This is a genomic window from Nocardioides terrae (assembly GCF_900112345.1).
GTDB lineage: Bacteria > Actinomycetota > Actinomycetes > Propionibacteriales > Nocardioidaceae > Nocardioides > Nocardioides terrae.
In genome coordinates, this window is the sequence record NZ_FOLB01000004.1 from 263,766 (window position 1) to 286,373 (window position 22,608).

The following is a 22,608-nucleotide window of genomic DNA, read 5'->3' on the forward strand; positions in this document are numbered from 1 at the left end:
CGCCCGATTCCCGCTCGCATGAGTCGATAGGGTCGCCACGTGGCCGGTCGCGTCGTACTCGTCACCGGGGTCTCTCGAGACCTCGGTCGACGGTTCGCGCGCGCTGCCGCGGACCACCCCGGCGTCGAGCGGGTGATCGGCGTCGACGTCGTACCGCCGCGCGGCGACGTCGGAGGGATGTCGTTCGTCCGGGCCGACATCCGCAACGCGGTGATCGCCAAGGTGATCGCCAAGGAGGACGTCGACACCGTCGTCCACATGAGCGTGATCTCGACGCCCGGCCCCAGCGGCGGCCGGTCGACGATGAAGGAGCTCAACGTCATCGGGACGATGCAGCTCCTGGCCGCCTGCCAGAAGGCGCCGAGCGTGCGCCAGCTCGTGGTGAAGTCGACGACCCACGTCTACGGCGCCAGCAACCGCGACCCCGCGATGTTCACCGAGGACATGGAGCCGCGGCGCCAGCCTCGCGGGGGGTACGCGAAGGACGTCGCCGAGATCGAGGGCTACGTGCGCGGCTTCGCGCGACGACGTCCCGAGGTCGTCGTCACCGTGCTGCGCTGCGCCAACGTCCTCGGGCCGCGCGTCGAGAGCCCGATCGCGACCTACCTGCGGATGCCGGTCATCCCGACCGTGCTCGGGTTCGACCCGCGGCTGCAGTTCCTCCACGAGCGCGACCTCCTCGGTGCGATCGGCCACGCCGTCGCCGCGCAGGTCCCGGGCACCTTCAACATCGCCGGAGACGGCCTGCTCACGCTGAGCCAGGTCGTACGACGCATCCAGCGCCCGACGGCTCCGCTGCCCGGCTTCGCCTTCGGCGGGCTCGGCGGCGTGCTCCGCTCGATGCACGTCTCGGAGTTCTCGCCCGAGCTGCGCGCGCTGTTGACCTTCGGACGCGGCGTCGACACCACCCGGATGCGACGCGACCTCGGCTTCGAGCCCCGCTTCTCCACCGCCGCGACAGTGGGTGACTTCGCGTCCAACCTGGTGCCGACGGGCGGCCGGGTCGACCGTCTGCTGGCGGACCTGCAGGGTCGGCTGTCGCAGGAGCGCGAGCTCGGAGCGGGGGTGGAGCGATGAGCGAGGCCGAGGAGACGGGCGGCGCCGAGATCATCCCGATCGGCACCCGGGGACGCCCCGGCCGTGGCACCGGTCGGCCTCCGTCGGCGGCAGCGCGCAGCCTCGCCCCCAAGCCCGCTCAGCGCCGGACCGGCGCCAAGGCCGCGGAGCAGCCGGCCGAGGACCCGATCGAGCGGGCCGATGAGCAGCCCGCCGAACCCGCCGTACAAGCCGTCCCCGACCAGGCCCCCACTGACGCGCCCGCCACGACCCGGGAGCGCTCGTCGCTGGCCGGCATCCCGGTCAGCGACTGGCAGGCGGCGATCACCAGCGCGGCCCAGGAGGTCTTCGGCGTCGACTGGGAGCCGCAGCTGGCCCGCTTCCTCGCCTTCCTCCGCCACCGGGTGACCGGCGACTACGTCGTCGACGACTACGGCTTCGACTCCGAGCTCACCCAGAGCTTCCTGCACGCCGCGCTGCGCCCGATCGCAGAGAAGTGGTTCCGCGTCGAGGTGCGCGGCATCGAGAACATCCCCGCGGCCGGGGGCGCCCTCGTGGTCTCCAACCACTCCGGCACGGTGCCGGTCGACGGCCTGATGACGATGGTCAGCATCCACGACCACACCGGTCGCTTCCTGCGTCCGCTCGGCGCCGACCTCGTCTTCCGGATGCCGTTCGTCAGCGCGCTCGCCCGCAAGGCCGGTGCGACGCTGGCCTGCACCGAGGACGCCGAGCGGATGCTGCGCGGCGGTGAGCTGGTCGGCGTCTGGCCGGAGGGCTTCAAGGGCATCGGCAAGCCCTACAGCGACCGCTACAAGCTCCAGCGCTTCGGTCGGGGCGGCTTCGTCTCGGCCGCCATACGCACCGGCGTACCGATCATCCCGCTCTCCGTCGTCGGCGCCGAGGAGATCTACCCCCTCATCGGCAACATCCCGTCGCTCGCCCGCGCGCTGGGCGTGCCCTACCTGCCGATCACGCCGTTCTTCCCGCTGCTCGGCCCGCTCGGTCTGGTCCCGCTGCCGTCGAAGTGGATCATCGAGTTCGGCGAGCCGATCCGCACCGACGAGTACGACGCCGGCGCAGCCGACGACCCGATGCTGGTCTTCGACGTCACCGACCAGGTCCGCGAGACCATCCAGCAGACGCTCTACTCGCTGCTCATGCAGCGCCCCTCCGTCTTCGGCTGACTCGGCTCAGGGGCGAGGGGTCGGGGAGGTGCCGGTCCCGAGGAGGCCGCCGGTGACGTCGTCCAGGAGGCCACCGACGCCGCCGACGGTTCCGCCGACGGTTCCGCCGAGACCCGAGACGCCGTCGCCGACGTCACCGAGGGTGTCGCCGAGCGGCCCGCCGACCTGGTCGCCCAGGTCACCGACCGCACCGCCGACGCCGCCCACTGCTCCACCCACGCCGTCGCCGACCTGGCCGACGCCGTCGCCGAGGCTGGTGGGCGGTGCGGTCGGCAGTACGCCGGCGCCGGGTCCGCTCTTGGTGCCGGGACGGGTCTTCAGCGGATCGGTCACGTGGCCGGGCAGCGTGCCCGCCGAGGGAGCCGGGACGGCGGGCACGGCGTCCGCCGGCTTGGCGCCGTTGCCGGGCTTCTGCGGCGCGGAGGCCGCCTGGTCGAGGGACGCCTGCGTCGCGGCGAGCAGGTCGACGAGCGTCGAGGGCAGCTCGGTGATGCCGCCGCCACAGGCGGGGCAGGCCTCGGCCGCGGAGTGGTCGATGCCGAGGATCGCGTCGGTCGCCTCGGCGAGCGCACCGTGCACGCCCTCGGGCAGGAGGTCGGCGAGCTCGCTCAGCGCCGTCGCACCCTGCGCGGTGAACGTGCGCAGCTTGCCGATGGCCTGCTCGTCGCGGTGGTCGGCGTAGTCGGCGAGGAGGATCGTCGAGGCGCCGTCGGCGTCCTGGGCGAAGTCCTCGATGGTCCGCTTGACCGCCGCCTCGTCGACGTCGTCGCGCTCGCCCAGCCCGCGCAGCTCCTCGAGGCGGGTGCGCGCCTGCGACAGGAGTACGTCGGCCTTGGCGGTCTCGCCCATGGCCAGCGTCGTCCGGACGTCCTCGACGAGGCGCTTGACGGGATAGAGCGTGTCGCCCGGGAGGGCGCCCTGCGAGGCGACCGCCGACGTCCCGGTCGCGCCGACGATCGACACGGCGGCGAGGGCGACGGCCAGTCGGCGCTCGCGGCGCGGCTTCCCGGGAGCGTGGTGACCGACGGACAGCCGCGAGTTGGCGTCCGACGCACCGTCGGGCGCGGTGACCGCGAGGGCCGTCGGCGCCTCCGCCATCAGCCGCTCGCGCAGGCTGGCGGTGAACTCCGCGCGCGGCGCGAGCTGGGGCACGGCGCGCAGTCCGTCGGCGAGCGCGAGCAGGCTCGCCAGCTGCGCCGACGGCGCCTCGGTGAGGCGGCCGTCCAGCAATGCGTCGAACTGCTCGGCGCGGCGGCGCGTCGAGAACGCCGGGCTCATCGGTCGGTCCCCTGTCTCATGAAGCGGTCGCTCCGGCGCAGCACAGTGCCGCGGGTCGCCGCTGTCATCCGGAGCAACGACGCAACCGGCGCAGGAGTTACGGCCCGGATCATCTAGCCACGCAGCCCTTCCGGCATCAGCTTGGCCAGGTTGCGCACACCGCGCAGCTGCAGCTGCTTGACGGCGCCCTCGCTGCGGCCGAGCACGGCAGCCGTCTCGGCGATGCTCATGCTCTGCAGGAACCGCATGACGACGCAGTCGCGCTGCTCGTCGGGCAGCTTGGCGAGCGCCTCGAGGAGCAGCTCGTTGGTGATGCCGGCCAGGACCTCGGTCTCGGGGCCGTCGGCGGCGTCGTCGTGCAGCCCCATGTCCTCGGTGGTGAGCTCGAGGCGGGTCCGGCCGGCCTTGAAGTGGTCGGTGGCCAGGTTGCGGGCGATGGTCATCAGCCAGGCGCCGAAGTCCTTGCCCTGCCACTTGAAGGTGGTCATCGAGCGCAGCGCGCGGAAGAACGTCTCGGAGGTGAGGTCCTCGGCGAGCGTCTGCGAGCGGGTCCGGTAGTAGAGGAACCGGTAGACCGCCCCGCTGTAGTGGTCGTAGAGCAGGCCGAACGCCTCGGTGTCGCCCTTGCGGGCGAGCTCGACCAGCGCGATCAGCCGTTGACGGTCGCCCTCGGACTCCTCCGAGGAGGCTGCGAGGTCGTGGTCGTCGGAGCCGCCTGAGCCGGGGGAGGCGGTCCCGGCGGCCGGACCGGTGTCCATGAGGAGGATGCCGGGGCCGGCGTATGCGAGCGGTGCCGGCCGCGTGGCGCACAGCGCGCGGGCGACGGCCGACCGGAGCGAGTCCAGGCCGCGCGAGAGGTCACCCTCGTGCCGTGGCATGTCGCACGCGCCTCCCACGGTCCACCCCCGGTAGCTCCCCATGAACCTCCGCCATGGTAGACGGCCGACTCCACCCTGTCAGTTCGCCTACGCTCCGGTAACCACTGAGCGCGAGAGTGTGTCGGACGTCACGATGCGCGCCCGGGCGGGGAACTCAGTCGCGGCGGCCGCGGAGCGCGGCACCGGCTGCGACGGCGCCGGTGACGGCGCCGCCGACGGCACCGGCCACGAGCCCGGCGCGGGCCGCCTTGCGGCCGGTGCGGTAGTCCTTCACCCGCCAGCCCCTGCTGCGGGCGTAGGCGCGCAGCCGGTGGTCCGGGTTGATCGCGCACGGGTCGCCGACGAGGGAGAGCATGGGCAGGTCGTTGAAGGAGTCGGAGTACGCCGAGCAACGACCCAGGTCGAGGCGCTCGCGCTCCGCCAGGGCCCGCACCGCCTCCGCCTTGGCGGATCCGTGCAGCATCTCGCCGACCAGCCGGCCGGTGTAGACGCCGTCGACGTGCTCGGCGACGGTGCCCATCGCGCCGGTCAGCCCGAGCCGGCGCGCGATGATCTCCGCGATCTCGATCGGCGCGGCGGTGACCAGCCAGACCCGCTGACCCTGGTCGAGGTGGAGCTGTGCCAGGGCGCGGGTGCCGGGCCAGATCCTGACGGACATCGCCTCGTCGAAGACCTCCTCGCTGATCTGCTGCAGCTCGGCGACGGTGTGACCAGCGATGAAGGCCAGCGCCGAGGCGCGGGCGTCGGCGACGTGCTGGGGGTCCTCGACCCCGATGAGGCGGAAGTAGGCCTGCTTGTAGGCGGCCCCGAGGATCTCCCGCTTGGTGAAGAACTGCCGGCGGTAGAGCCCCTTGGCCAGGTGGAAGATGCTCGCGCCCTGCATGATCGTGTTGTCCACGTCGAAGAACGCGGCGCTGTCGCGCACGGCCGGCGTCGTCAGCGCCGACTCGACCTCGGCGGCCGCGGCGGCCGCCTCACCGGCCAGCGTCGAGCGGCGGGTGAGGTTCCGGCGGGGCTGGGTCGCGGCCACGGTCGCCAATCTAGTGGGGCAAGCGCAGGGTTTACCTGATGTGCGCCACCTCACTGTGCATAGGATCGCGCCTATGTCATCGCCCGGGACCGTCCGCGGAGTGGCCGATCTGCTCGGGCTGGCGGCCCTCGAGAGCCCCGACAAGCTCGCCCTCGTCGAGACCGCTGGTCGCAGCCTGACCTGGGCCCAGCTCGACGACGAGGTGGACCGCGTGGCCACCGGCCTCGCCGATGCCGGGATCATCGTCGGCCACCGCGTCGCGATCGTCACGGCCAACCGGCTCGAGTTCGTGGTGACCTATCTGGCCGTGCTGCGCGTCCAGGCGGTCGCCGTACCCCTTAATCCGCGTGGCACGGGCACCGAGCTCGCCCGCGCGATCGGCGACTCGGGGGCCCGCATCGTGGTCGCCGACGCCGAGGGGATCGACGCGGTCCGGGAGGCGACGAGCTACGTCGACCGGGCGATGGCCGGGGAGCTCGACCTCGGCCAGGTCGACGCCGACTTCTTCCAGCGCACCGTCCAGCCGCAGGTCTTCGTCGTCGGGGCGACCCTGCTGCCCGGCGAGCGCGGGTACGACGACCTGCGCGCCCAGGCCGCCCGGCCGGTGCCGCCGGTCACCGACCCCGAACGGCTCGCGGTGCTGCTCTACACCAGCGGCACGTCCGGTCGGCCGCGTGCCGCGATGCTCACCCACCGGGCGCTGCTGGCCAACGTGGACCAGATCGCCGCCGTCGAGCCGCCGATGATCCACGGCGACGACGTCGTGCTCGGCGTGCTGCCGCTCTTCCACGTCTACGGTCTCAACGCCGTGCTCGGCTCCGTCCTGCGCCACCGCGCCAAGCTCATGCTGGTCGACCGGTTCGACCCGCAGAGCGCCCTCGACCTCATCGAGGACGAGGCGTGCAGCGTCGTGCCCGTCGCCCCGCCCGTGCTCGCCTACTGGATGCAGGACCCGACGCTGGAGGAGCGGCTCGGGCCGGTGCGGCTGCTGCTGTCCGGCTCCGCGCCGCTCGACCCGGACCTGGTCGACGCGTTCACCACGCGCACGAAGATCCCCGTCCACCAGGGCTACGGGCTCACCGAGGCGGCGCCCGTGGTCACCTCCACCCTGTGCTCGGTCGCGGTCGACGTCGACCCGCGCTCCGTCGGCGCCGCGCTTCCCGGCGTCGAGCTGCGGCTCGTCGACGAGGCGGGTGGCGCGCCCGAGCAGGGAGACCCGGGTGAGCTGCTGCTGCGCGGGCCCAACCTCTTCAGCGGCTACTGGCCCGACGGTGCCGACGGCCCCGACCCGGACGGCTGGTGGGCCACCGGTGACGTCGGCTTCCTCTCGCCGGACGGCGACATCACCCTCGTGGACCGCCTCAAGGACCTGGTCATCGTCTCGGGCTTCAACGTCTATCCGGTCGAGGTCGAGGACGCCATCGCCGAGGTCGCGGGCGTCGCTGACGTCGCGGTCATCGGCGTGCCGGACGAGCAGACCGGCGAGGCGGTCGTCGCCTATGTCGTCCCGGCCTCGGGCGCGCCCGGTGACCTGGCCTTCCGGGTCCGGTCCCGCTGCGCCGAGCGGCTGGCCGGCTTCAAGCAGCCGTCGCGGGTCGAGCTGGTCGACGCGCTGCCGCACACAGCGACCGGCAAGGTGCAGAAGGGCCGGCTGCGCAACATGGAGCGCCGTCGGGTGATGGGACTGCTGGAGTGAACGCCCGCGTCACGCTCTACAGCCGACCGGGCTGCCACCTCTGCGACGAGGCGCGGACCGTCATCGAGGCCGTCTGCGCCGAGCTCGGGGAGTCCTACGACGAGGTCGACATCGACGACCCGGCCGCCGACCCCGGACTGCGCGAGCGGTTCACCGAGGAGGTGCCCGTGACCTTCGTCGACGGCCGGCAGCACGACTTCTGGAGGGTCTCTCCCGACCGCCTGCGGGCGGCGCTGGAGGAGCGCCGCTAGGGGAGACGGCCGTCACACCCGGTCCGTTTTGTTCTCGCGTTCACAAACTCCTAAAGTGAACAGCGGTGTGTAGCGCGCCCGGACCGCTGGCGGCCCCCGTTGCATGCCGGGCAACGAGAGAGCGACGCACGTGACCGCACGGACCCCCACCGACGCAGTCCGGGACATCCCCGAGGCGACCGTCGCACGGCTCCCGGTCTACCTCCGCGCCCTCACCGCCCTCGCCGACGGCGGCACCGTCTCATGCTCCAGCGAGCAGCTCGCGACGGCGGCCGGCGTCAACAGCGCCAAGCTCCGCAAGGACCTCTCCTACCTCGGCAGCTACGGCACCCGCGGCGTCGGGTACGACGTCGAGTACCTCCGCTACCAGATCGCCCGTGAGATCGGCGTGACCCAGGACTGGCCGGTCGTGATCGTCGGCATCGGGAACCTCGGGCATGCGCTCGCCAACTTCTCCGGCTTCCGCAGCCGCGGCTTCCGGGTCGTCGCGCTGCTCGACGCCGACCACACGCTGCACGAGCAGCAGGTGGCCGGGATCGTCGTACGCCCCTTCGACGACCTCGAGCAGATCGTGCGCGAGAACGACGTGGCCATCGGCGTGATCTCCGTCCCCGCCTTCGCCGCCCAAGACGTCGCCGACCGGATGGTGTCGGCCGGCATCAGCAGCATCCTCAACTTCGCGCCGATCGTGCTGACGGTGCCGCCAGGGGTCGACGTGCGCAAGGTCGACCTGTCCATCGAGCTGCAGATCCTCGCCTACCACGAGCAGCGCAAGGCACACGGAGAACCCGTATGACCACCCCACTCGATTCTTCGCTCCCCCGCTTCGCTCCTCCGCGAACGATCGATCGGGGACCCCGGTGAGCATCCTGGTCGTCGGCATCTCCCACAACACCGCCCCGGTCTCCCTGCTCGAGCGGGTCGCCCTCGACTCCGAGGGCGTGCACAAGCTCCTCGCCGATGTCGTCGCCCACGAGCACGTCACCGAGGCGACGGTGATCTCCACCTGCAACCGGCTCGAGATCTACACCGACGTCGACCGCTTCCACGGCTCCGTCGAGGGGCTGAGCAGGCTGCTGGTCGAGCGCGCGGGCGAGAACGTCGAGACGCTGCTGCCGCACCTCTACGTCCACTACGACGACGGCGCGGTCTCCCACCTCTTCCAGGTCGCCGCCGGCCTCGACTCGATGGCCGTCGGCGAGGGCCAGATCCTCGGCCAGACCCGCGAGGCGCTCCGGGTCGGCCAGGAGCTCGGCACCGTCGGCACCGCGCTCAACTCGCTCTTCCAGCAGGCGCTGCGGGTCGGCAAGCGCACCCGCGCCGAGACCGACATCGAGCGGGCCGCCCCGACGCTGGTCAGCGCCGCCCTCGACCAGGCGATGCCGCAGGGCGTCGCCGGCGCGCGGGTCGTCATCGTCGGTGCCGGCAACATGGCCGGCCTGTCCACCGCCACCGTCAGCCGGCTCGGCGCCGCGGAGATCACCGTGGTCAACCGGACGCTGGCCAAGGCCGAGCGGCTCGCCGCGGAGTACGCCGCCACGGCCGCCCCGCTCGACCAGCTGGCCGCCCGGATCGCTAATGCCGACCTGCTCATCACGTGCGCCGGCGCGAGCGGCGCGATCGTCACCCCCGGGATGGTCGGGCCGCGCGACGGTGCGCCGCTGAGCGTCGTCGACCTGGCCCTTCCTCGCGACGTCGATACGGCCGTCGCCGAGCTGCCCGGCGTGACGCTCGTCGGCCTCGAGGAGCTCGCCTCCGCGCTGCACGGCACCGAGGCCGCCGACGAGGTCGCCGCGGTGCGCCGGATCGTGACCCAGGAGGTCGCCGCCTTCTTGTCGGCCCGCCGCCAGGCCAGCGTCACCCCGACCGTCGTGGCGCTGCGCACGATGGCCACCAGCGTCGTCGAGGCCGAGATGGCGCGCCTGGACCACCGGCTGCCCGACCTCGACCCGAGGACGCGCGCGGAGGTCCTCCAGGCCGCCCGCCGGGTCGCGGACAAGCTGCTCCACGAGCCCACCGTCCGGGTGCGCGAGCTGGCGGGGGAGCAGGGCGCGGTCTCCTACGAGCGCGCCCTGGCCGAGCTGTTCGCGCTCTCCCCGGACGCCGTCGACGCGGTCACCCGCTCGGTCGTCGTGGCGGACCCGGAGGTCGAGCAGTGACCATCCGCATCGGCACCCGCCGCTCCCTCCTCGCGAAGACCCAGTCCGGCCACGTCGCCGAGATGATCCGCGAGCGACTCGGCCGCGAGGTCGAGCTCGTCGAGATCGTCACCGACGGGGACCGGACCCAGGCCGCCGGGACGCCCGTCACCGAGATGGCGCCGCAGGGCACCGGCGTCTACGTCAGCGCCCTGCGCGACGCGCTGCTGGCCGGCGAGGTGGACGTCGCCGTCCACTCCCTCAAGGACCTGCCGACGTACCCGCACCCCGGCGTGACCCTCGCCGCCATCCCCGTGCGCGAGGACCCGCGCGACGTCCTGGTGGCCCGCGACGGCCTCACCCTGGGCGAGCTGCCGACGGGCGCGAGGGTCGGCACCGGCTCCCCGCGACGCGCCGCCCAGATCGCTGCCCTCGGCCTCGGTTTGGATGTGGTGGGCGTTCGTGGAAACGTGGACACCCGGATCGGCAAGGTCCGTTCCGGTGAGTACGACGCCGTCGTGCTCGCTCGGGCGGGACTGGCCAGGATCGGCCGCCTCGACGAGGTGACCGAGACGCTCGACCCCCTGCAGGTCCTGCCCGCTCCCGGGCAGGGCGCGCTCGGGATCGAGTGCCGGACCGGGGACGAGCTCGTCGACGCCCTTGCGGCGCTGGACGACGCTCGGACACGGGCCGCCGTCGAGGCGGAGCGAGCCGTGCTGGCCACGCTCGAAGGTGGCTGCGCGGCACCGATCGGCACCCTCGCCGAGGTGGTCGAGGGTGACGGGCCGGACGGCGGCGACGAGCTGTGGGTGAGGGCGGTGGCGCTCTCGCCGGACGGAACGGCAGCCGTACGGATGTCCGCCAGCGGAGATCCGGCAACGGCGACCGAGGTCGGCACCCAGCTGGCCAAGGAGATGCTCGCCGAGGGCGCTGATGCCCTCGGGAGCGAAGCAGGACACGACGCCTGAGCGGCGTCTAGAGCAAGAGGACAAAGTCATGGCGCGAGAGACCGGACACACGAGCAGGACCGGTTGGGTGTCGTTCGTCGGCAGTGGGCCGGGTGACCCCGACCTGCTGACGGTCCGTGCCGCCGACCTGATCCGTCAGGCCGACGTCATCGTCACCGAGGCGGTCGAGCACGCGGCGCTGGTCCGCACGCTGCTAGGGATGCCCGAGCCCGTCGACGGCGAGCCGCAGGCCACGGCGCAGCGGCCCGAGATCGTCGACGGCGGCTTCGGCGAGGACGGCCAGCCGCTGACCCACGCCGCCCGCGCCAAGGTGGTCGTCAAGCAGGCCAAGCGTGGCCTGCAGGTCGTCCGGCTGATGACGGGTGACCCGTTCCTCTACGCCTCCGGACCCGAGGAGGCCGCCGCGGTCGCCAAGGCCGGCATCGGCTTCGAGATCGTCCCCGGCGTCTCGTCGGTCGCCGCGGTCCCCGCGTACGCCGGCATCCCGCTGACCACCAAGGACCACCGCGAGGTCGCCGTCGTCACCTGCGGCGACAAGGTCGACTGGTCGACGTACGCCGACGACCGCACGCTCGTCCTGCTCTCCGGCGTCGGCCTCATCGCCGAGATCGCCCGTGAGCTGATGGCCGCCGGCCGCTCCCCGCAGACGCCTGTCGCGATGACGCGGGTCGGCACGACCACCGAGCAGACCACCGTCACCTCGACGCTGGAGCACATCGCCGCGGACGCCCGCGCCGCCCGGATGGCCCCGCCGGCCATCATCGTGGTCGGCAAGGTCGTCAACCTACGCGAGACGCTCTCGTGGTTCGAGACCAAGCCGCTCTTCGGCTGGCGGGTGCTGGTCCCGCGCACCAAGGAGCAGGCCCCGGCGCTGTCGCAGAAGCTGCGCGGCTACGGCGCGGTGCCCGAGGAGGTGCCGACCATCTCCGTCGAGCCGCCGCGCAACCCGCAGCAGATGGACAAGGCCATCCGCGGCCTCGTCGAGGGCCGCTACGAGTGGGTCGCCTTCACCTCGGTCAACGCGGTCAAGGCGGTCCGGGAGAAGTTCGACGAGTACGGGCTCGACGCCCGCGCCTTCTCCGGCCTCAAGATCGCCGCCGTCGGCGACAAGACCTCCGCCGCGCTGCTCGAGTGGGGCCTGCGCCCCGACCTCGTGCCGTCGGGCGAGCAGTCGGCCGCCGGCCTGCTCGAGGACTGGCCCGAGTACGACGAGCTGCTCGACCCCATCAACCGGGTCTTCCTCCCGCGCGCCGACATCGCCACCGAGAACCTCGTCGCCGGCCTGGTCGACCTCGGCTGGGAGTCCGACGACGTCACCGCCTACCGCACCGTCCGGGCCGCGCCGCCGCCGGCGCCGACCCGCGACGCGATCAAGTCCGGCAAGTTCGACGCCGTGGTCTTCACGTCGTCGTCCACGGTGCGCAACCTCGTCGGCATCGCCGGCAAGCCGCACCCGTCCACGGTCATCGCCGTGATCGGTCCGGCGACCGCCAAGACCGCCGAGGAGCACGGCCTGCGGGTCGACGTACTCTCCCCGGAGCCGTCGATCGAGGCGCTCACCGACGCCCTCGCCGACTTCGGCGCCGCCCGCCGGGCCGCGCTGGTCGAGGCGGGTCAGCCGGTCACCAAGCCGTCGGACCGCAAGCCCGCCGCGCGACGCGCACGGGCCAAGTGAGCGAGGGGTCTCGATACGCCTCCGCCTAGCGGCTCCGGCTACTCGACCAGCGAAGCCCTCGTTGGTCTCGATACGCCTCCGCCCAGCGGCTCCGGCTACTCGACCAGCGAAGCCCTCGTCGGTGTTCTCGCTGGTCGAGTAGCGAGCGCCAGCGAGCGTATCGAGACCAAACCGTCGACAAGGAGAAGCACGTGACCGAGATCGACCGACCCGTGATCCGTCCCCGTCGCCTGCGCCAGACGCCGGCACTGCGCCGCATGGTCGCCGAGACGTCGGTGGAGCCGCGCCACCTGGTGCTGCCGGTCTTCGTCCGCGAGGGCATCGACGCGCCCGTGCCGATCAGCTCGATGCCGGGCCAGGTCCAGCACACCCGCGACTCGGTGCGGAAGGCGGCGGCCGAGGCGGCCGAGGCCGGCATCGGCGGGCTCATGCTCTTCGGCGTCCCGTCGGTCAAGGACGCGGTCGGCTCCGGCGCGCTCGACCCTGACGGGATCCTCAACCTCGCCATCGCCGACGTCGTGGCCGAGGTCGGCACCGCGCTGACGGTGATGAGCGACCTGTGCCTCGACGAGTTCACCTCGCACGGCCACTGCGGCGTGCTCGACGAGACGGGGCGCATCGACAACGACCGTACCCTCGAGCTCTACGCCGAGATGGCGCTCGCCCACGCCGCGGCCGGCGTCCACATGGTCGGCCCCTCCGGGATGATGGACGGCCAGGTCGGCGTGGTCCGGTCGGCGCTGGACGGCGCCGGGCGCTCCGACGTGTCGATCCTGGCGTACGGCGCGAAGTACGCCTCGGCCTTCTACGGCCCCTTCCGGGAGGCCGTCGGCTCCTCGCTCGAGGGCGACCGCCGGACCTACCAGCAGGACCCCGCCAACGCGCTCGAGGGCGTCCGCGAGGCGCTCCTCGACGTCGAGCAGGGCGCCGACATCGTCATGGTGAAGCCCGGCCTGCCCTACCTCGACGTGCTGCGCCAGGTGAAGGACGCCGTCGACATCCCGGTGGCGGCCTACAACATCTCGGGCGAGTACTCCATGGTCGAGGCGGCCGCCGCCAACGGCTGGATCGACCGGGAGCCGGCGATCCTCGAGACGCTCACCGCCTTCCGCCGGGCCGGCGCCGACGTGATCCTCACCTACTGGGCGGTCGAGGCCGCCCGGCTGCTGCGCCGCTGAGGATCCGGGACGTCATACGAGCTGGCTGCTGAGACGACCGGGTCGTATGACGTCCGCCGGGTGCCGGGTGCCGGGTGCCGGTGCCGGGTGCCTTTGACGGCCGGCGGATCGCCGAGCCGGGCCGCCGCGATGCCCAGGTTCTGACGACCTCTAGGGTCGATCGTGACCGGTGATGCCTCTGGGGCGCCTCGAGCACCCCATCGGCCGCGTCAGCCCCAAGGGGTCCTCAGCCGAGAACCCCTTGGGGCCGGAGGGTCCGGGGTGACCGTTTGAGGCGGCGCAGGGGGCCCCTCCTGACTCCTGCACCCCAAGAGGGTCTCGGCGGCGGGCGGCACGGACTGGCAGGGATCTTCAAAGACCACGCCAGCCGGCGCCGCCGCTCCGGTCTCAGCCGCCCGCGGCGTCGTACGGACAGGTCGCGCATCTCGCGACCGACGTATGACGCTCCCAGACCCCGGCTGCTGTCGCGCTGAGCACCGAGCCGGCGGCGGGGCTCAGAGACGGAGCCAGGCCAGGACGCCGTTGAGGGTGTTGGGGATGGCGGCGAGGGCCGCCGACTGGGTCTTGCCGGCCACCTTGTCGGCGCACGCCTGCTTCACGCCGTTCAGCAGACCCAGCGGGTCCGGGATCGCGCCGAGCTGCTGGTTGCAGAGGGTGAGCGCCTCGGCCTGGCTCAGGACGTCCACAACTGGCTGGGGGAGCGCAGAGGCGGCTGCGGAGGCGACCGCGCCGACCGGGTCGCTCGGCGTCGAGACCTTCGGTGGCTTCGTCGGCAGCGAGGGCGTCTTCGTGTCGGTCGACGTGTGCTCGGGCGCGGCCGGCGCGGTGCTGCTCGGCGCGGTCGGGTGCGTCGTCGACGACGTGGTGCTGTGGTGGCGCGCCTTCTTCTTGTGCTTCGCCTTGGCGTGGCCGGACCCCGCGCCCGCGTCGGGCTCGAAGTAGGTCGCCGGGATCGTGTAGTTCGGCGCGGCGGTGTAGTCGCCGGCGAGGTAGGACTGCATCACCGCGAGCACGGTGGCGACGTAGGCCGAGGAGTGGTTGTAGCGGTAGACGGCCGCCGACTGGCCGTCCGATCCGGCCAGGTCGTCGGTGCCGGAGCAGAGGTAGACCGCCGCGGCCAGGGCGGCGTCGTTGATGTCCTGCGGGTTGCGCTGGCCGTCGCCGTCGGCGTCCACTCCGACCGTCGACCACGTCGAGGGGATGAACTGCATCGGGCCGACCGCGCGGTCGAAGGACGTGTCGCCGTCGTACTGCCCGCCGTCGGTGTCGACGATCGTCGACGTCCCCGTCTGTCCGTCGAGGGCCTTGCCGAAGACGCCCGGCTGGGCGACGCCCGCGACCGTGAGCTGGTTGCCGTTGGCGCGGCCGTGGTCGGACTCGACCCGGCCGATGGCGGCGAGCAGCTGCCACGGGAGGTGGCAGGTGGGGTCGGCCTGGTTGATGACCGTCTCGGCGCGCTGGTAGGCCGCCAGCGCGGTCGAGGGGATCGAGGAGGCCGACGACGCCGAGACGATCTGGCGGGAGTTCTCGCCGGTGACGCCGAGCGTGTTGCTGTCGGGCACGGTCACCGACGCGGGGATCTGCAGCGCCTCGTCGGGCAGCACGGTGCCGTCGGGCAGCGTGTGCCTGTCGCCGGCGCTCGCCTGCGGCGCACCGGTCGTGCTGATCGAGACCGTCCAGGCTGCCGACAGCAGGGCGAGCGGCACGAGCGCCGCCGCCCTCCTCAGTCGGCCCTGCCGTGTGACAGACATTCGTTCCCCCTGCTCGCTCCCTGTGACGCATGTCCCAACGAGGCTCCCGGCGCCTAAGTTACGCGTCAGTCACAAGACGCGCACCGGCGTGTTCACCTCCCGGTGACCGTGAGCCCGATCTCATACGCGGTCCGCACGGCGTCCCCGGCTTCGACCCGGGTTGCCCGCTCGGGGAGAATGACCCGGTGCCCACGCTCGACACCGGCCACGTCCCGGCATCCGACGCCCTCTTCGCGCGTGCGAGGGCGGTGACGCCTGGCGGGGTGAACTCCCCGGTGCGTGCGTTCAACGCGGTCGGCGGCACCCCGCGCTTCATCCGCGAGGCGAAGGGCCCCTGGCTGACCGACGTCGACGGCAACCGCTACGTCGACCTGATCTGCTCGTGGGGGCCGATGCTGCTCGGCCATGCACACCCCGAGGTGCAGGCCGCGGTCCAGGCGGCGGTGGCCCGCGGGACGTCGTACGGCACCCCGACTGAGCCCGAGGTCGAGCTCGCCGAGGCGATCGTCCGCCGCACGCCGGTCGAGGAGGTCCGCTTCGTCTCGTCCGGCACCGAGGCGACGATGAGCGCGATCAGGCTGGCCCGCGGCTTCACCGGCCGCGACGTCGTGATCAAGTTCGCCGGCTGCTACCACGGCCACGTCGACGCGCTGCTGGCGTCGGCCGGCTCCGGGCTCGCGACCTTCGCGGTGCCCGGGACGCCCGGCGTGCCGGCCAGCAGCACCGAGCTGACCCTCGTGCTGCCCTACAACGACCGCTCCGCCGTCGACAAGGCCTTCGAGGAGTACGGCGACCGGATCGCCTGCCTCATCACCGAGGCGGCCCCCGGCAACATGGGCGTGGTCCCGCCCGCGGACGGCTTCAACGGCTTCCTCGCGGACATCTGCCGCAGGCACGGCGCGCTCTTCATCAGCGACGAGGTGATGACCGGCTTCCGGGCCAGTCGCGAGGGCGCGTGGGGCCTCGACGGCAGGCCGGAGGGCTGGACGCCCGACCTGATGACCTTCGGCAAGGTGATGGGCGGCGGCTTCCCAGCCGCGGCCTTCGGCGGTCGCGCCGACATCATGCAGCGGCTCTCGCCGGTCGGGCCGGTCTACCAGGCCGGGACCCTGAGCGGGAACCCGGTCGCCACCACCGCCGGTCTGGCCACGCTGCGGCTCGCGACCGACGAGGTCTACGCCCACATCGGCGCGGCTGCGGACACCGTGAAGAGCGCCGCGTCCGAGGCGCTGACCGCGGCCGGCGTGCCGCACGTCGTGCAGAGCGTCGGCACGATGTTCTCGATCTTCCTCACCGAGCAGCCGGTGGCCGACTTCGCCGGCGCTTCGACGACCGACGTGGCGGCGTACGCGGCCTTCTTCCACGCGATGCTCGGGCGCGGCGTCTACCTGCCGCCGAGCGCCTACGAGGCGTGGTTCCTCTCGTCGGCCCACGACGACGAGGCGGTCGACACGATCCTGGCGGCGCTGCCCGACGCCGCCCAGGCAGCGGCGGCCGCGAGTGGTCTCGATAGGCCCTCGCCTAGCGGCTCGGGCTACTCGACCAGCGAGAAGGACGCCCGATGAGCACCCCTGACACGGTCGTCCACCTGCTGCGCCACGGCGAGGTGCACAACCCGCAGGGCGTCCTCTACGGCCGCCGCGACGGGTTCCACCTCTCCGAGCTCGGCCACAAGATGGCCCAGCGCGTCGCCGACGTGGCCGGCGACCGCGACATCACCTACATCGTCTCCAGCCCGCTCGAGCGTGCCCAGGAGACCGCTGCGCCGCTCGCCGCCCGACTGGGCCTCACTCCGACGCTCGACGAGCGGGTGATCGAGTCGCGCAACCACTTCGAGGGCAGGCGCTTCGCCAAGGGCGACAACGCGCTGCGAGACCCGCGGACCTGGCTCTGGCTCTACAACCCGCTGAAGCCGAGCTGGGGCGAGCCCTACAAGGAGATCGTCGCCCGGATGATGGCGGCCGTCGACGACGCGCGCCTGGCCGCCCAGGGGCACGAGGCGCTCATCGTCAGCCACCAGCTGCCGATCTGGACCACCCGGCTCCACGCCGAGCACCGCAGCTTCCTGCACGACCCGCGCAAGCGCCAGTGCACGCTGTGCTCGATGACGTCGTTCCACTTCGAGGGCGACCGGCTCACCCAGGTCTCCTACAGCGAGCCCGCCGGCGACCTCATCCCCGCGAAGGACCGGAAGGCGCCGTTCTCCGCCGGCGACGCCCCGGAGCAGCTGAAGCCGTAGCACCGCATGCGCCGACTACTCCCCCTCCTGCTGCTCGCCCTCGTGGCGACGGGCTGCAGCGACCTCTCAGGGACCAACAAGGGCGGCTACATCACCGGCGACGGTACGACGACCGTGTGGGCGCCCGATGACCGAGGGGCCCCGATCGAGCTGACCGGGACGACGCTGGACGGCAAGGACGTGGACCTGGCCGACCTCCGTGGCAAGCCGGCCGTGGTGAACGTCTGGTGGTCGGGCTGCGGCCCCTGCCGCGCCGAGATGCCGATGCTGCAGGAGGCGAGCACCGAGCTGGCGGGTGAGGCGGCCTTCCTGGGGATCAACACCCGCGACGGCAGCGCGGCGAACGGCCTCGCCTTCGAGCGCTCGGTCGGGGCGTCGTACCCGTCGATCTATGCACCCGACGGCCGCGCGCTGCTCGCCTTCCCCGGCCTGCCCCGTCCGCTGCCGTCCACCGTCGTGCTCGACGCCCAGGGCCGGATCAGCGCCATGATCAGTGGCCCGATCCCGAGCAGGCTGACGCTCACCGAGCTCGTCCAGTGCGCGGCCTCCGCCTCGGCCGAGCACTGCGAGGCGGATACGTGATCGTCCCCATGACCGACTGGATCCACTCGACGGCGACCGACGGCTCCCTGCTGCTCGCGCTGCCGCTGGCGGTGCTCGCGGGCCTGGTGTCGTTCTTCTCGCCCTGCGTGATCCCGCTGCTGCCGGGCTACCTGTCCTACGCGACCGGCCTGTCCGGCGCCGACCTCGCGGAGGGGCGGGGCGGCCGCGGCCGGATGCTCGCCGGTGCCATCCTCTTCGTGCTCGGCTTCAGCGCCGTCTTCGTGCTGCTCGGCGTCGCCGCCGGGACGGTCGGCCAGTGGCTCATCGAGTACGACCGGCAGCTGCAGGTCGTGCTCGGCCTGCTGTCGATCGTGCTCGGCCTGGCCTTCATGGGCCTGGTGCCGTGGCTGCAACGCGACGTGCGCTTCCACCGGGTGCCGGCGGTCGGCCTCTTCGCCGCCCCGCTCCTCGGCGTCCTCTTCGCCGTGGGCTGGACGCCGTGCATCGGCCCCACCCTCGCGGTGATGCTCAACCTGGCCGGCCACGAGCGCACCGCCTCGCGTGGCGGCCTGTTGCTGGCGTTCTACTGCGTCGGCCTCGGGCTGCCCTTCATCGTCTTCGCGCTGCTCTGGCGACGGGCGCTGGGGGCGATGGCCTTCATCCGCCGGCACATCCGCTGGGTGACCCGCGTCGGCGGCGTCATGTTCGTGCTCATCGGTCTCGCGCTGCTCACCGGCTGGTGGGACTGGGCGGTGCAGTGGCTGCAGATCCACCTCGTCGACGGCTGGACGGTCTCAGTGTGAACAACAGGACGCCGCAGCGCTCCCTGACCGGTCCCGAGGGCCGCGTCCCGCAGTTCTCCGAGGGGCCCGAGGGCCCCGGGCAGCGCGAGGAGCCCACCCGTCGCCCGGGAGAGCTCACCGTCCGGGAGCTGCTGCGCTGGTCGTGGCGCCAGCTCACCTCGATGAGGACCGCGCTCATCCTGCTGCTCCTGCTCGCCCTGGCGGCGGTGCCCGGATCGCTGATCCCGCAGAGCGGCGTCGACTCCCTCAAGGCGTCGCAGTGGCAGGACGCCCACACGACGCTGACGCCGATCTATCGGAAGCTCGGGCTCTTCGACGTCTACTCGACGCCGTGGTTCGGCGCGATCTACGTCCTGCTGATGGTGTCCCTCGTCGGCTGTATCGTGCCGCGGCTGCGGGTCTACTGGCGCGGGCTGCGCGCCCAGCCGCCCGCGGCGCCCCAGCAGCTGCTGCGGCTGTCCGACTCGGCGTCGTACACGACCGAGGAGGAGCCCGAGGCCGTCCTGGCCCGGGCGCGGGCGATCCTGCGCGGCAAGCGCTACCGGATCCGCAGGGGCGCCGACGGCGACGCGGTCAGCGCCGAGCGCGGCTACCTGCGCGAGGCCGGCAACCTCGTCTTCCACCTCTCGATCCTCTTCGTGCTGGTGGGCTTCGCGATGGGCAGCCTGCTGGGCTACAAGGGCGGCGTCATCGTGGTCGTCGGGCCCGACGCGGGCTTCACCAACACCCCCAGCCAGTACGACGACCTCGACCCCGGCTCCCTCTTCAAGGAGAGCCGGATGGACCCCTTCACGTTCCACATCAACGACTTCCACGTCGACTGGCTCAACACCGGGCCGAAGGCAGGCATGGCCAAGGGCTTCCGCTCGCAGATCAGCTACTGCCAGAAGACCGACTGCTCCGACGAGAAGAACTACGACCTGCGGGTCAACCACCCGCTGAAGATCGGCTCGACCGAGGTCTTCCTCATCGGTCACGGCTACGCGCCGGTCATCACCGTGCGCGACGGCCAGGGCAACGTGGCCTACTCGGGACCGACGGTCTTCCTGCCGCAGGACGCGACCTTCTTCTCGTTCGGCGTGGTCAAGGCCCAGGCCGCCAAGCCCGAGCAGATCGGGCTGCAGGGCGTCTTCTACCCGACGTTCATCATGGACGACAAGGGCAACCCGACGACGCTCATGGGCAACGACCTCAACCCGCTGATCTCGATGCACGTCTACGCCGGCGACCTCAATCCCGGCGGTGGGCCGCAGTCGGTCTACGCGCTCGACACCTCCGCGGCCAAGGAGGTGATGACGCCGGGTGACCCGAAGAAGGCGCTGCGCCTCGACATGACCCCCGGCCAGACGGTGCAGCTGCCCGACGGCCTCGGCTCGGTCACCTTCGACAAGGTGGTCCGCTGGAACCGCGTCCAGATCAGCCAGACGCCCGGCAAGCTCATCGCCCTCGGCGGCGTCGTGCTCTGCCTGATCGGCCTGCTGGGGTCGCTGTTCATCCGCCCGCGACGCGTCTGGGTTCGTGCCCGGCGTGGTGAGGGCGGCACACTGGTCGAGGTCGCCACGCTCGACCGCTCCGGCGGAGGCGACACCGCCGCCGTCGTACGTGCGCTGACGCAGGCGCTGCAGGAGGAGAAGAAGTGACCGAGCACAGCTGGGCGTTGCTCTCGAACCAGGCCGTCGGCGCCGCCGGCGTCGTCTACTTCCTCGCGCTGATCGCCCACCTGGTGGAGTGGTCGGCGCTCCGCTCCGTCGTGCCCGCTGGTCGGATCGGGACCAGAGCGGATGCGATGGTCTCGACACCGGCCGCTGCACCACCGGGCCCGACCGGCGACCCGCTGGTCGAGGAGGGCCGCCAGGCCCGTCTCGAGACCTCGGGCAGCTCCGCGGCGAACGAGGAGCGTGGGGAGCTCTTCGGCCGGCTCGGCTACCTGCTGACCGTCATCGCCGTCGCCGCCCACCTCGCGGCGCTGGTCGGGCGCGGCATGGCCGCGGACCCGCACCGGGTGCCGTGGGGCAACATGTACGAGTTCACGCTCAGCGGCACCTTCGTCGTCGCCGCGGCGTACGTCGTCCTGCACCGCCGTCTGGCGCTCGCCTGGATGGCTCCGCTGGTCCTGACCTTCGTGCTGGTCTGCCTGATGATCGCGGTGCTGTGGCTCTACGAGCCCGTCGCGCAGCTGACCGAGGCGCTCAACTCCTACTGGCTCGTCATCCACGTCGTCTCGGCGATCCTCGCGACCGGCGCGTTCACGCTCGGCGGCATGACGTCGGCGGTCTACCTCATCAAGGCCCGGACCGGCGAGCGGGAGTCCGGCTGGCTCTCGCGGGTGCCGTCGCTGGACGTGCTCGACCAGGTCGCCTACCGCATCCACTCCTTCGGCTTCCCGGTGTGGACCTTCGCGGTCCTCATCACCGGCCCCATCTGGGCACACCAGGCCTGGTCGTCGTACTGGAACTGGGACCCCAAGGAGGTCTGGGCCTTCATCACCTGGGTCGTCTACGCGGGCTACCTGCACGCCCGGGCGACCGCCGGCTGGCGCGGCCGCAACGCCGCGATCCTCGCCCTCGTCGGGATGGCGACGCTGTGGTTCAACTTCATCGGGATCAACTACTTCTCGTCGACGTCGCAGCACTCCTACGCGGCGCCGGCGCCGATGGGCTCGCAGTCGGTCACCCGCTAGGGGCCGTCGTCGTCCCGCCGTCTGCGGTCGAGCTCGCGGAGGAACTCGTCGTCGTCATCGGGGCCGATCGGGCCTGACGGCTTGGCGGACCGGCGGGTGGTGACCAGCGGCGGTTGGACGCCGCGACGCTGGATCACCCTGGTGAGCGCATAGGTCGCGAGCGCGACGATGATGAGCACGAACAGGACCTTCAGCACACGTCCACGATAGTTCGGCTTTCCAGGACCGGGTGGGGCTTCCCGGCATCCCGGGAGCGCGTCAGGCATTCGGGGATCCCGGGCCCGGACGCCTAGGCTTGCGGGCGTGAGAGAGTTCGTCGTCTACACGCTGCTGAGGGTGGCGCTGTTCGCCGCCACGTTCGCCGTCGTGGCCGGGATCTGGGCGCTCGTCGACGGCGGCTTCCCGTGGTTCCCCGTTCTGGTCGTCGCCTTCGTGATCAGCGGGATCGTGTCCTACTTCCTCCTCAACGGCCAGCGCGTCGCGTTCGCCTCCAAGGTCGAGCGGCGCGCCTCGGCCGCGGTCGAGAGGTCGCGGTCGAGGGAGGACGTCGACTAGCGTCCGCCGTGCCAGCGGATCCGCTGGGACGTCGCTCGCCGCGGCGGGAGTGAGGAGCAAACGCCCATGGCCGTCATCCACGTCGACTCGGACATCTCGCCGACCAAGCCGGAGCTCGTCGCCGCCTGGCTGCCGACGCAGCCGTGGGCGGCCGGGCTCGGTGAGCTCGAGCAGATCGGTGGCTACCGCTTCGACGACCCCGACGGCGAGGTCGGCATCGAGGCGCTCCTGTTCCGCGCCGGCGAGCAGGTCCTGCACCTGCCGCTGACCTACCGAGGGGCACCGCTCGAGGGAGCCGACGAGTTCCTCATCTGCACGATGTCGCACACCGCCCTCGGCGACCGCTGGATCTACGACGGCATCGGCGATCGCGTCGCCGTCGACGCCTACGTCACCGCCATCTTGACCGGTGGCCGGCAGGCCGACCTGGAGGTCGAACGGGACGGGCGGATCGTGGGGGTGCGCGAGGCGGCCGTGCAGGCATCCGGCAGCGGACGTGCCTCCGCCGTGCCGGACCACGCTGCGCTGGCGGTGACGTCCCGGGGCGCTCTCGCGATCGTCGAGTCCGCCGACCTCACCCTCAACATCGCCCGGCTGCTGCCCGCCGACGTCGACGGGCCGGAGACGCTCACGGTCGTCTGGGACGGCGGGCGGGCCGTCGCCGCGTCGGCAGGCTGAGGCCGAGCGTGCGCTGCGTGCGCT

22 protein-coding genes are annotated in these 22,608 nt (G+C 72.3%); 17 read left to right on the plus strand and 5 right to left on the minus strand.

All coding sequences use genetic code 11. The annotated features are described in order from the left end of the window. Window positions 1-39: 39 nt before the first annotated feature. Window positions 40-1,077: an NAD-dependent epimerase/dehydratase family protein gene (locus BM236_RS07660; RefSeq protein WP_091122102.1), complete on the plus strand. Its 1,038-nt coding sequence runs from the start codon at window positions 40-42 to the stop codon at window positions 1,075-1,077. Continuing rightward, window positions 1,074-2,243, plus strand: coding sequence for a lysophospholipid acyltransferase family protein (locus tag BM236_RS07665; RefSeq protein ID WP_091122105.1), 1,170 nt, complete (start codon window positions 1,074-1,076; stop codon window positions 2,241-2,243). Before BM236_RS07660 ends, BM236_RS07665 begins: the two co-directional genes overlap by 4 nt. Window positions 2,244-2,249: 6 nt before the next feature. Here the strand turns inward: BM236_RS07665 and BM236_RS07670 are convergent, their stop codons facing one another. The 3 genes from BM236_RS07670 to BM236_RS07680 form a co-directional block, all read right to left on the minus strand. Continuing rightward, window positions 2,250-3,521: a DUF5667 domain-containing protein gene (locus BM236_RS07670; protein WP_091122106.1), complete on the minus strand. Its 1,272-nt coding sequence runs from the start codon at window positions 3,519-3,521 to the stop codon at window positions 2,250-2,252. A 113-nt stretch (window positions 3,522-3,634) separates the two neighbouring features. After that, window positions 3,635-4,399, minus strand: coding sequence for a sigma-70 family RNA polymerase sigma factor (locus BM236_RS07675; RefSeq protein WP_091122109.1), 765 nt, complete (start codon window positions 4,397-4,399; stop codon window positions 3,635-3,637). Window positions 4,400-4,553: 154 nt separating this feature from the next. After that, complete coding sequence (locus tag BM236_RS07680; RefSeq protein ID WP_245750197.1) at window positions 4,554-5,429, minus strand: HAD family hydrolase; 876 nt, start codon at window positions 5,427-5,429, stop codon at window positions 4,554-4,556. A gap of 73 nt (window positions 5,430-5,502) precedes the next feature. Between BM236_RS07680 and BM236_RS07685 the strand changes: the two genes are divergently transcribed. The 7 genes from BM236_RS07685 to hemB all read left to right on the plus strand — a co-directional run bounded on the left by BM236_RS07685 (window position 5,503) and on the right by hemB (window position 13,335). After that, window positions 5,503-7,125, plus strand: coding sequence for a class I adenylate-forming enzyme family protein (locus tag BM236_RS07685; RefSeq protein WP_091122113.1), 1,623 nt, complete (start codon window positions 5,503-5,505; stop codon window positions 7,123-7,125). Beyond that, entirely contained in the window at window positions 7,122-7,376 is a 255-nt protein-coding gene (locus tag BM236_RS07690) for a glutaredoxin family protein (RefSeq protein ID WP_091122115.1), read from the plus strand. Before BM236_RS07685 ends, BM236_RS07690 begins: the two co-directional genes overlap by 4 nt. 130 nt (window positions 7,377-7,506) lie before the next feature. Continuing rightward, window positions 7,507-8,172 (plus strand): redox-sensing transcriptional repressor Rex, encoded by a 666-nt coding sequence (locus BM236_RS07695; RefSeq protein WP_245750198.1) that lies wholly within the window; start codon window positions 7,507-7,509, stop codon window positions 8,170-8,172. Between the two features lie 64 nt (window positions 8,173-8,236). Then, on the plus strand, window positions 8,237-9,535 hold the full coding sequence (locus tag BM236_RS07700) for a glutamyl-tRNA reductase (RefSeq protein ID WP_091122119.1): 1,299 nt from the start codon (window positions 8,237-8,239) through the stop codon (window positions 9,533-9,535). Window positions 9,536-9,537: 2 nt separating this feature from the next. Beyond that, on the plus strand, window positions 9,538-10,482 hold the full coding sequence (gene hemC / locus BM236_RS07705; protein ID WP_091122268.1) for a hydroxymethylbilane synthase: 945 nt from the start codon (window positions 9,538-9,540) through the stop codon (window positions 10,480-10,482). Window positions 10,483-10,510: 28 nt separating this feature from the next. Next, entirely contained in the window at window positions 10,511-12,157 is a 1,647-nt protein-coding gene (locus BM236_RS07710) for a bifunctional uroporphyrinogen-III C-methyltransferase/uroporphyrinogen-III synthase (RefSeq protein WP_091122121.1), read from the plus strand. A gap of 191 nt (window positions 12,158-12,348) precedes the next feature. Beyond that, window positions 12,349-13,335 carry a porphobilinogen synthase gene (gene hemB, locus BM236_RS07715; RefSeq protein WP_091122123.1) on the plus strand — a complete coding sequence of 329 codons (987 nt, stop codon included), beginning with the start codon at window positions 12,349-12,351 and terminating at the stop codon, window positions 13,333-13,335. Window positions 13,336-13,829: 494 nt separating this feature from the next. Here the strand turns inward: hemB and BM236_RS18930 are convergent, their stop codons facing one another. Beyond that, the gene (locus BM236_RS18930; RefSeq protein WP_175507595.1) at window positions 13,830-15,086 is read right to left on the minus strand and encodes a lytic transglycosylase domain-containing protein; all 1,257 of its coding nucleotides are present in this window, start codon (window positions 15,084-15,086) and stop codon (window positions 13,830-13,832) included. 185 nt (window positions 15,087-15,271) lie between these two features. Here BM236_RS18930 and hemL point away from each other — a divergent pair, with 185 nt between their 5' ends. From hemL to ccsB, 6 genes are read left to right on the plus strand one after another with little or no spacing between them, the layout of a single operon-like run. Then, entirely contained in the window at window positions 15,272-16,651 is a 1,380-nt protein-coding gene (gene hemL / locus BM236_RS07725; RefSeq protein ID WP_091122126.1) for a glutamate-1-semialdehyde 2,1-aminomutase, read from the plus strand. Then, the gene (locus BM236_RS07730) at window positions 16,648-17,325 is read left to right on the plus strand and encodes a histidine phosphatase family protein (RefSeq protein WP_091122128.1); all 678 of its coding nucleotides are present in this window, start codon (window positions 16,648-16,650) and stop codon (window positions 17,323-17,325) included. The genes hemL and BM236_RS07730 overlap by 4 nt, the downstream gene beginning before the upstream one ends. A 6-nt stretch (window positions 17,326-17,331) precedes the next feature. Beyond that, complete coding sequence (locus tag BM236_RS07735; protein ID WP_091122129.1) at window positions 17,332-17,907, plus strand: TlpA disulfide reductase family protein; 576 nt, start codon at window positions 17,332-17,334, stop codon at window positions 17,905-17,907. An 8-nt stretch (window positions 17,908-17,915) separates the two neighbouring features. Next, window positions 17,916-18,671, plus strand: coding sequence for a cytochrome c biogenesis CcdA family protein (locus tag BM236_RS07740; RefSeq protein ID WP_091122270.1), 756 nt, complete (start codon window positions 17,916-17,918; stop codon window positions 18,669-18,671). Next, window positions 18,668-20,311 (plus strand): cytochrome c biogenesis protein ResB, encoded by a 1,644-nt coding sequence (gene resB, locus BM236_RS07745; protein WP_245750199.1) that lies wholly within the window; start codon window positions 18,668-18,670, stop codon window positions 20,309-20,311. The genes BM236_RS07740 and resB overlap by 4 nt, the downstream gene beginning before the upstream one ends. Continuing rightward, entirely contained in the window at window positions 20,308-21,351 is a 1,044-nt protein-coding gene (gene ccsB / locus BM236_RS07750) for a c-type cytochrome biogenesis protein CcsB (protein ID WP_091122132.1), read from the plus strand. The genes resB and ccsB overlap by 4 nt, the downstream gene beginning before the upstream one ends. Here ccsB and BM236_RS07755 read toward each other — a convergent pair. Beyond that, entirely contained in the window at window positions 21,348-21,548 is a 201-nt protein-coding gene (locus BM236_RS07755; protein ID WP_091122134.1) for a hypothetical protein, read from the minus strand. The genes ccsB and BM236_RS07755 overlap by 4 nt on opposite strands. Before the next feature lie 106 nt (window positions 21,549-21,654). On the opposite strand from BM236_RS07755, the gene BM236_RS07760 reads away from it, so the two are divergent. Both BM236_RS07760 and BM236_RS07765 read left to right on the plus strand, forming a co-directional pair. After that, window positions 21,655-21,906 (plus strand): DUF4229 domain-containing protein, encoded by a 252-nt coding sequence (locus tag BM236_RS07760; protein ID WP_175507596.1) that lies wholly within the window; start codon window positions 21,655-21,657, stop codon window positions 21,904-21,906. Window positions 21,907-21,972: 66 nt separating this feature from the next. After that, a complete protein-coding gene (locus BM236_RS07765) occupies window positions 21,973-22,584 on the plus strand; it encodes a CG0192-related protein (protein ID WP_091122138.1) in 612 nt (203 codons plus the stop codon). Window positions 22,585-22,608: the final 24 nt, after the last annotated feature.

What these genes read in the sequence shown, in the direction of transcription:
- BM236_RS07765 (WP_091122138.1), top strand. Translation starts at nt 21,973, where the DNA reads ATGGCCGTCATCCACGTCGACTCGGACATCTCGCCGACCAAGCCGGAG.
- BM236_RS18930 (WP_175507595.1), bottom strand. Translation starts at nt 15,086, where the DNA reads ATGTCTGTCACACGGCAGGGCCGACTGAGGAGGGCGGCGGCGCTCGTG.
- BM236_RS07740 (WP_091122270.1), top strand. Translation starts at nt 17,916, where the DNA reads ATGACCGACTGGATCCACTCGACGGCGACCGACGGCTCCCTGCTGCTC.
- BM236_RS07710 (WP_091122121.1), top strand. Translation starts at nt 10,511, where the DNA reads ATGGCGCGAGAGACCGGACACACGAGCAGGACCGGTTGGGTGTCGTTC.
- BM236_RS07730 (WP_091122128.1), top strand. Translation starts at nt 16,648, where the DNA reads ATGAGCACCCCTGACACGGTCGTCCACCTGCTGCGCCACGGCGAGGTG.
- BM236_RS07675 (WP_091122109.1), bottom strand. Translation starts at nt 4,399, where the DNA reads ATGCCACGGCACGAGGGTGACCTCTCGCGCGGCCTGGACTCGCTCCGG.
- BM236_RS07735 (WP_091122129.1), top strand. Translation starts at nt 17,332, where the DNA reads ATGCGCCGACTACTCCCCCTCCTGCTGCTCGCCCTCGTGGCGACGGGC.
- BM236_RS07670 (WP_091122106.1), bottom strand. Translation starts at nt 3,521, where the DNA reads ATGAGCCCGGCGTTCTCGACGCGCCGCCGCGCCGAGCAGTTCGACGCA.
- BM236_RS07665 (WP_091122105.1), top strand. Translation starts at nt 1,074, where the DNA reads ATGAGCGAGGCCGAGGAGACGGGCGGCGCCGAGATCATCCCGATCGGC.
- BM236_RS07685 (WP_091122113.1), top strand. Translation starts at nt 5,503, where the DNA reads ATGTCATCGCCCGGGACCGTCCGCGGAGTGGCCGATCTGCTCGGGCTG.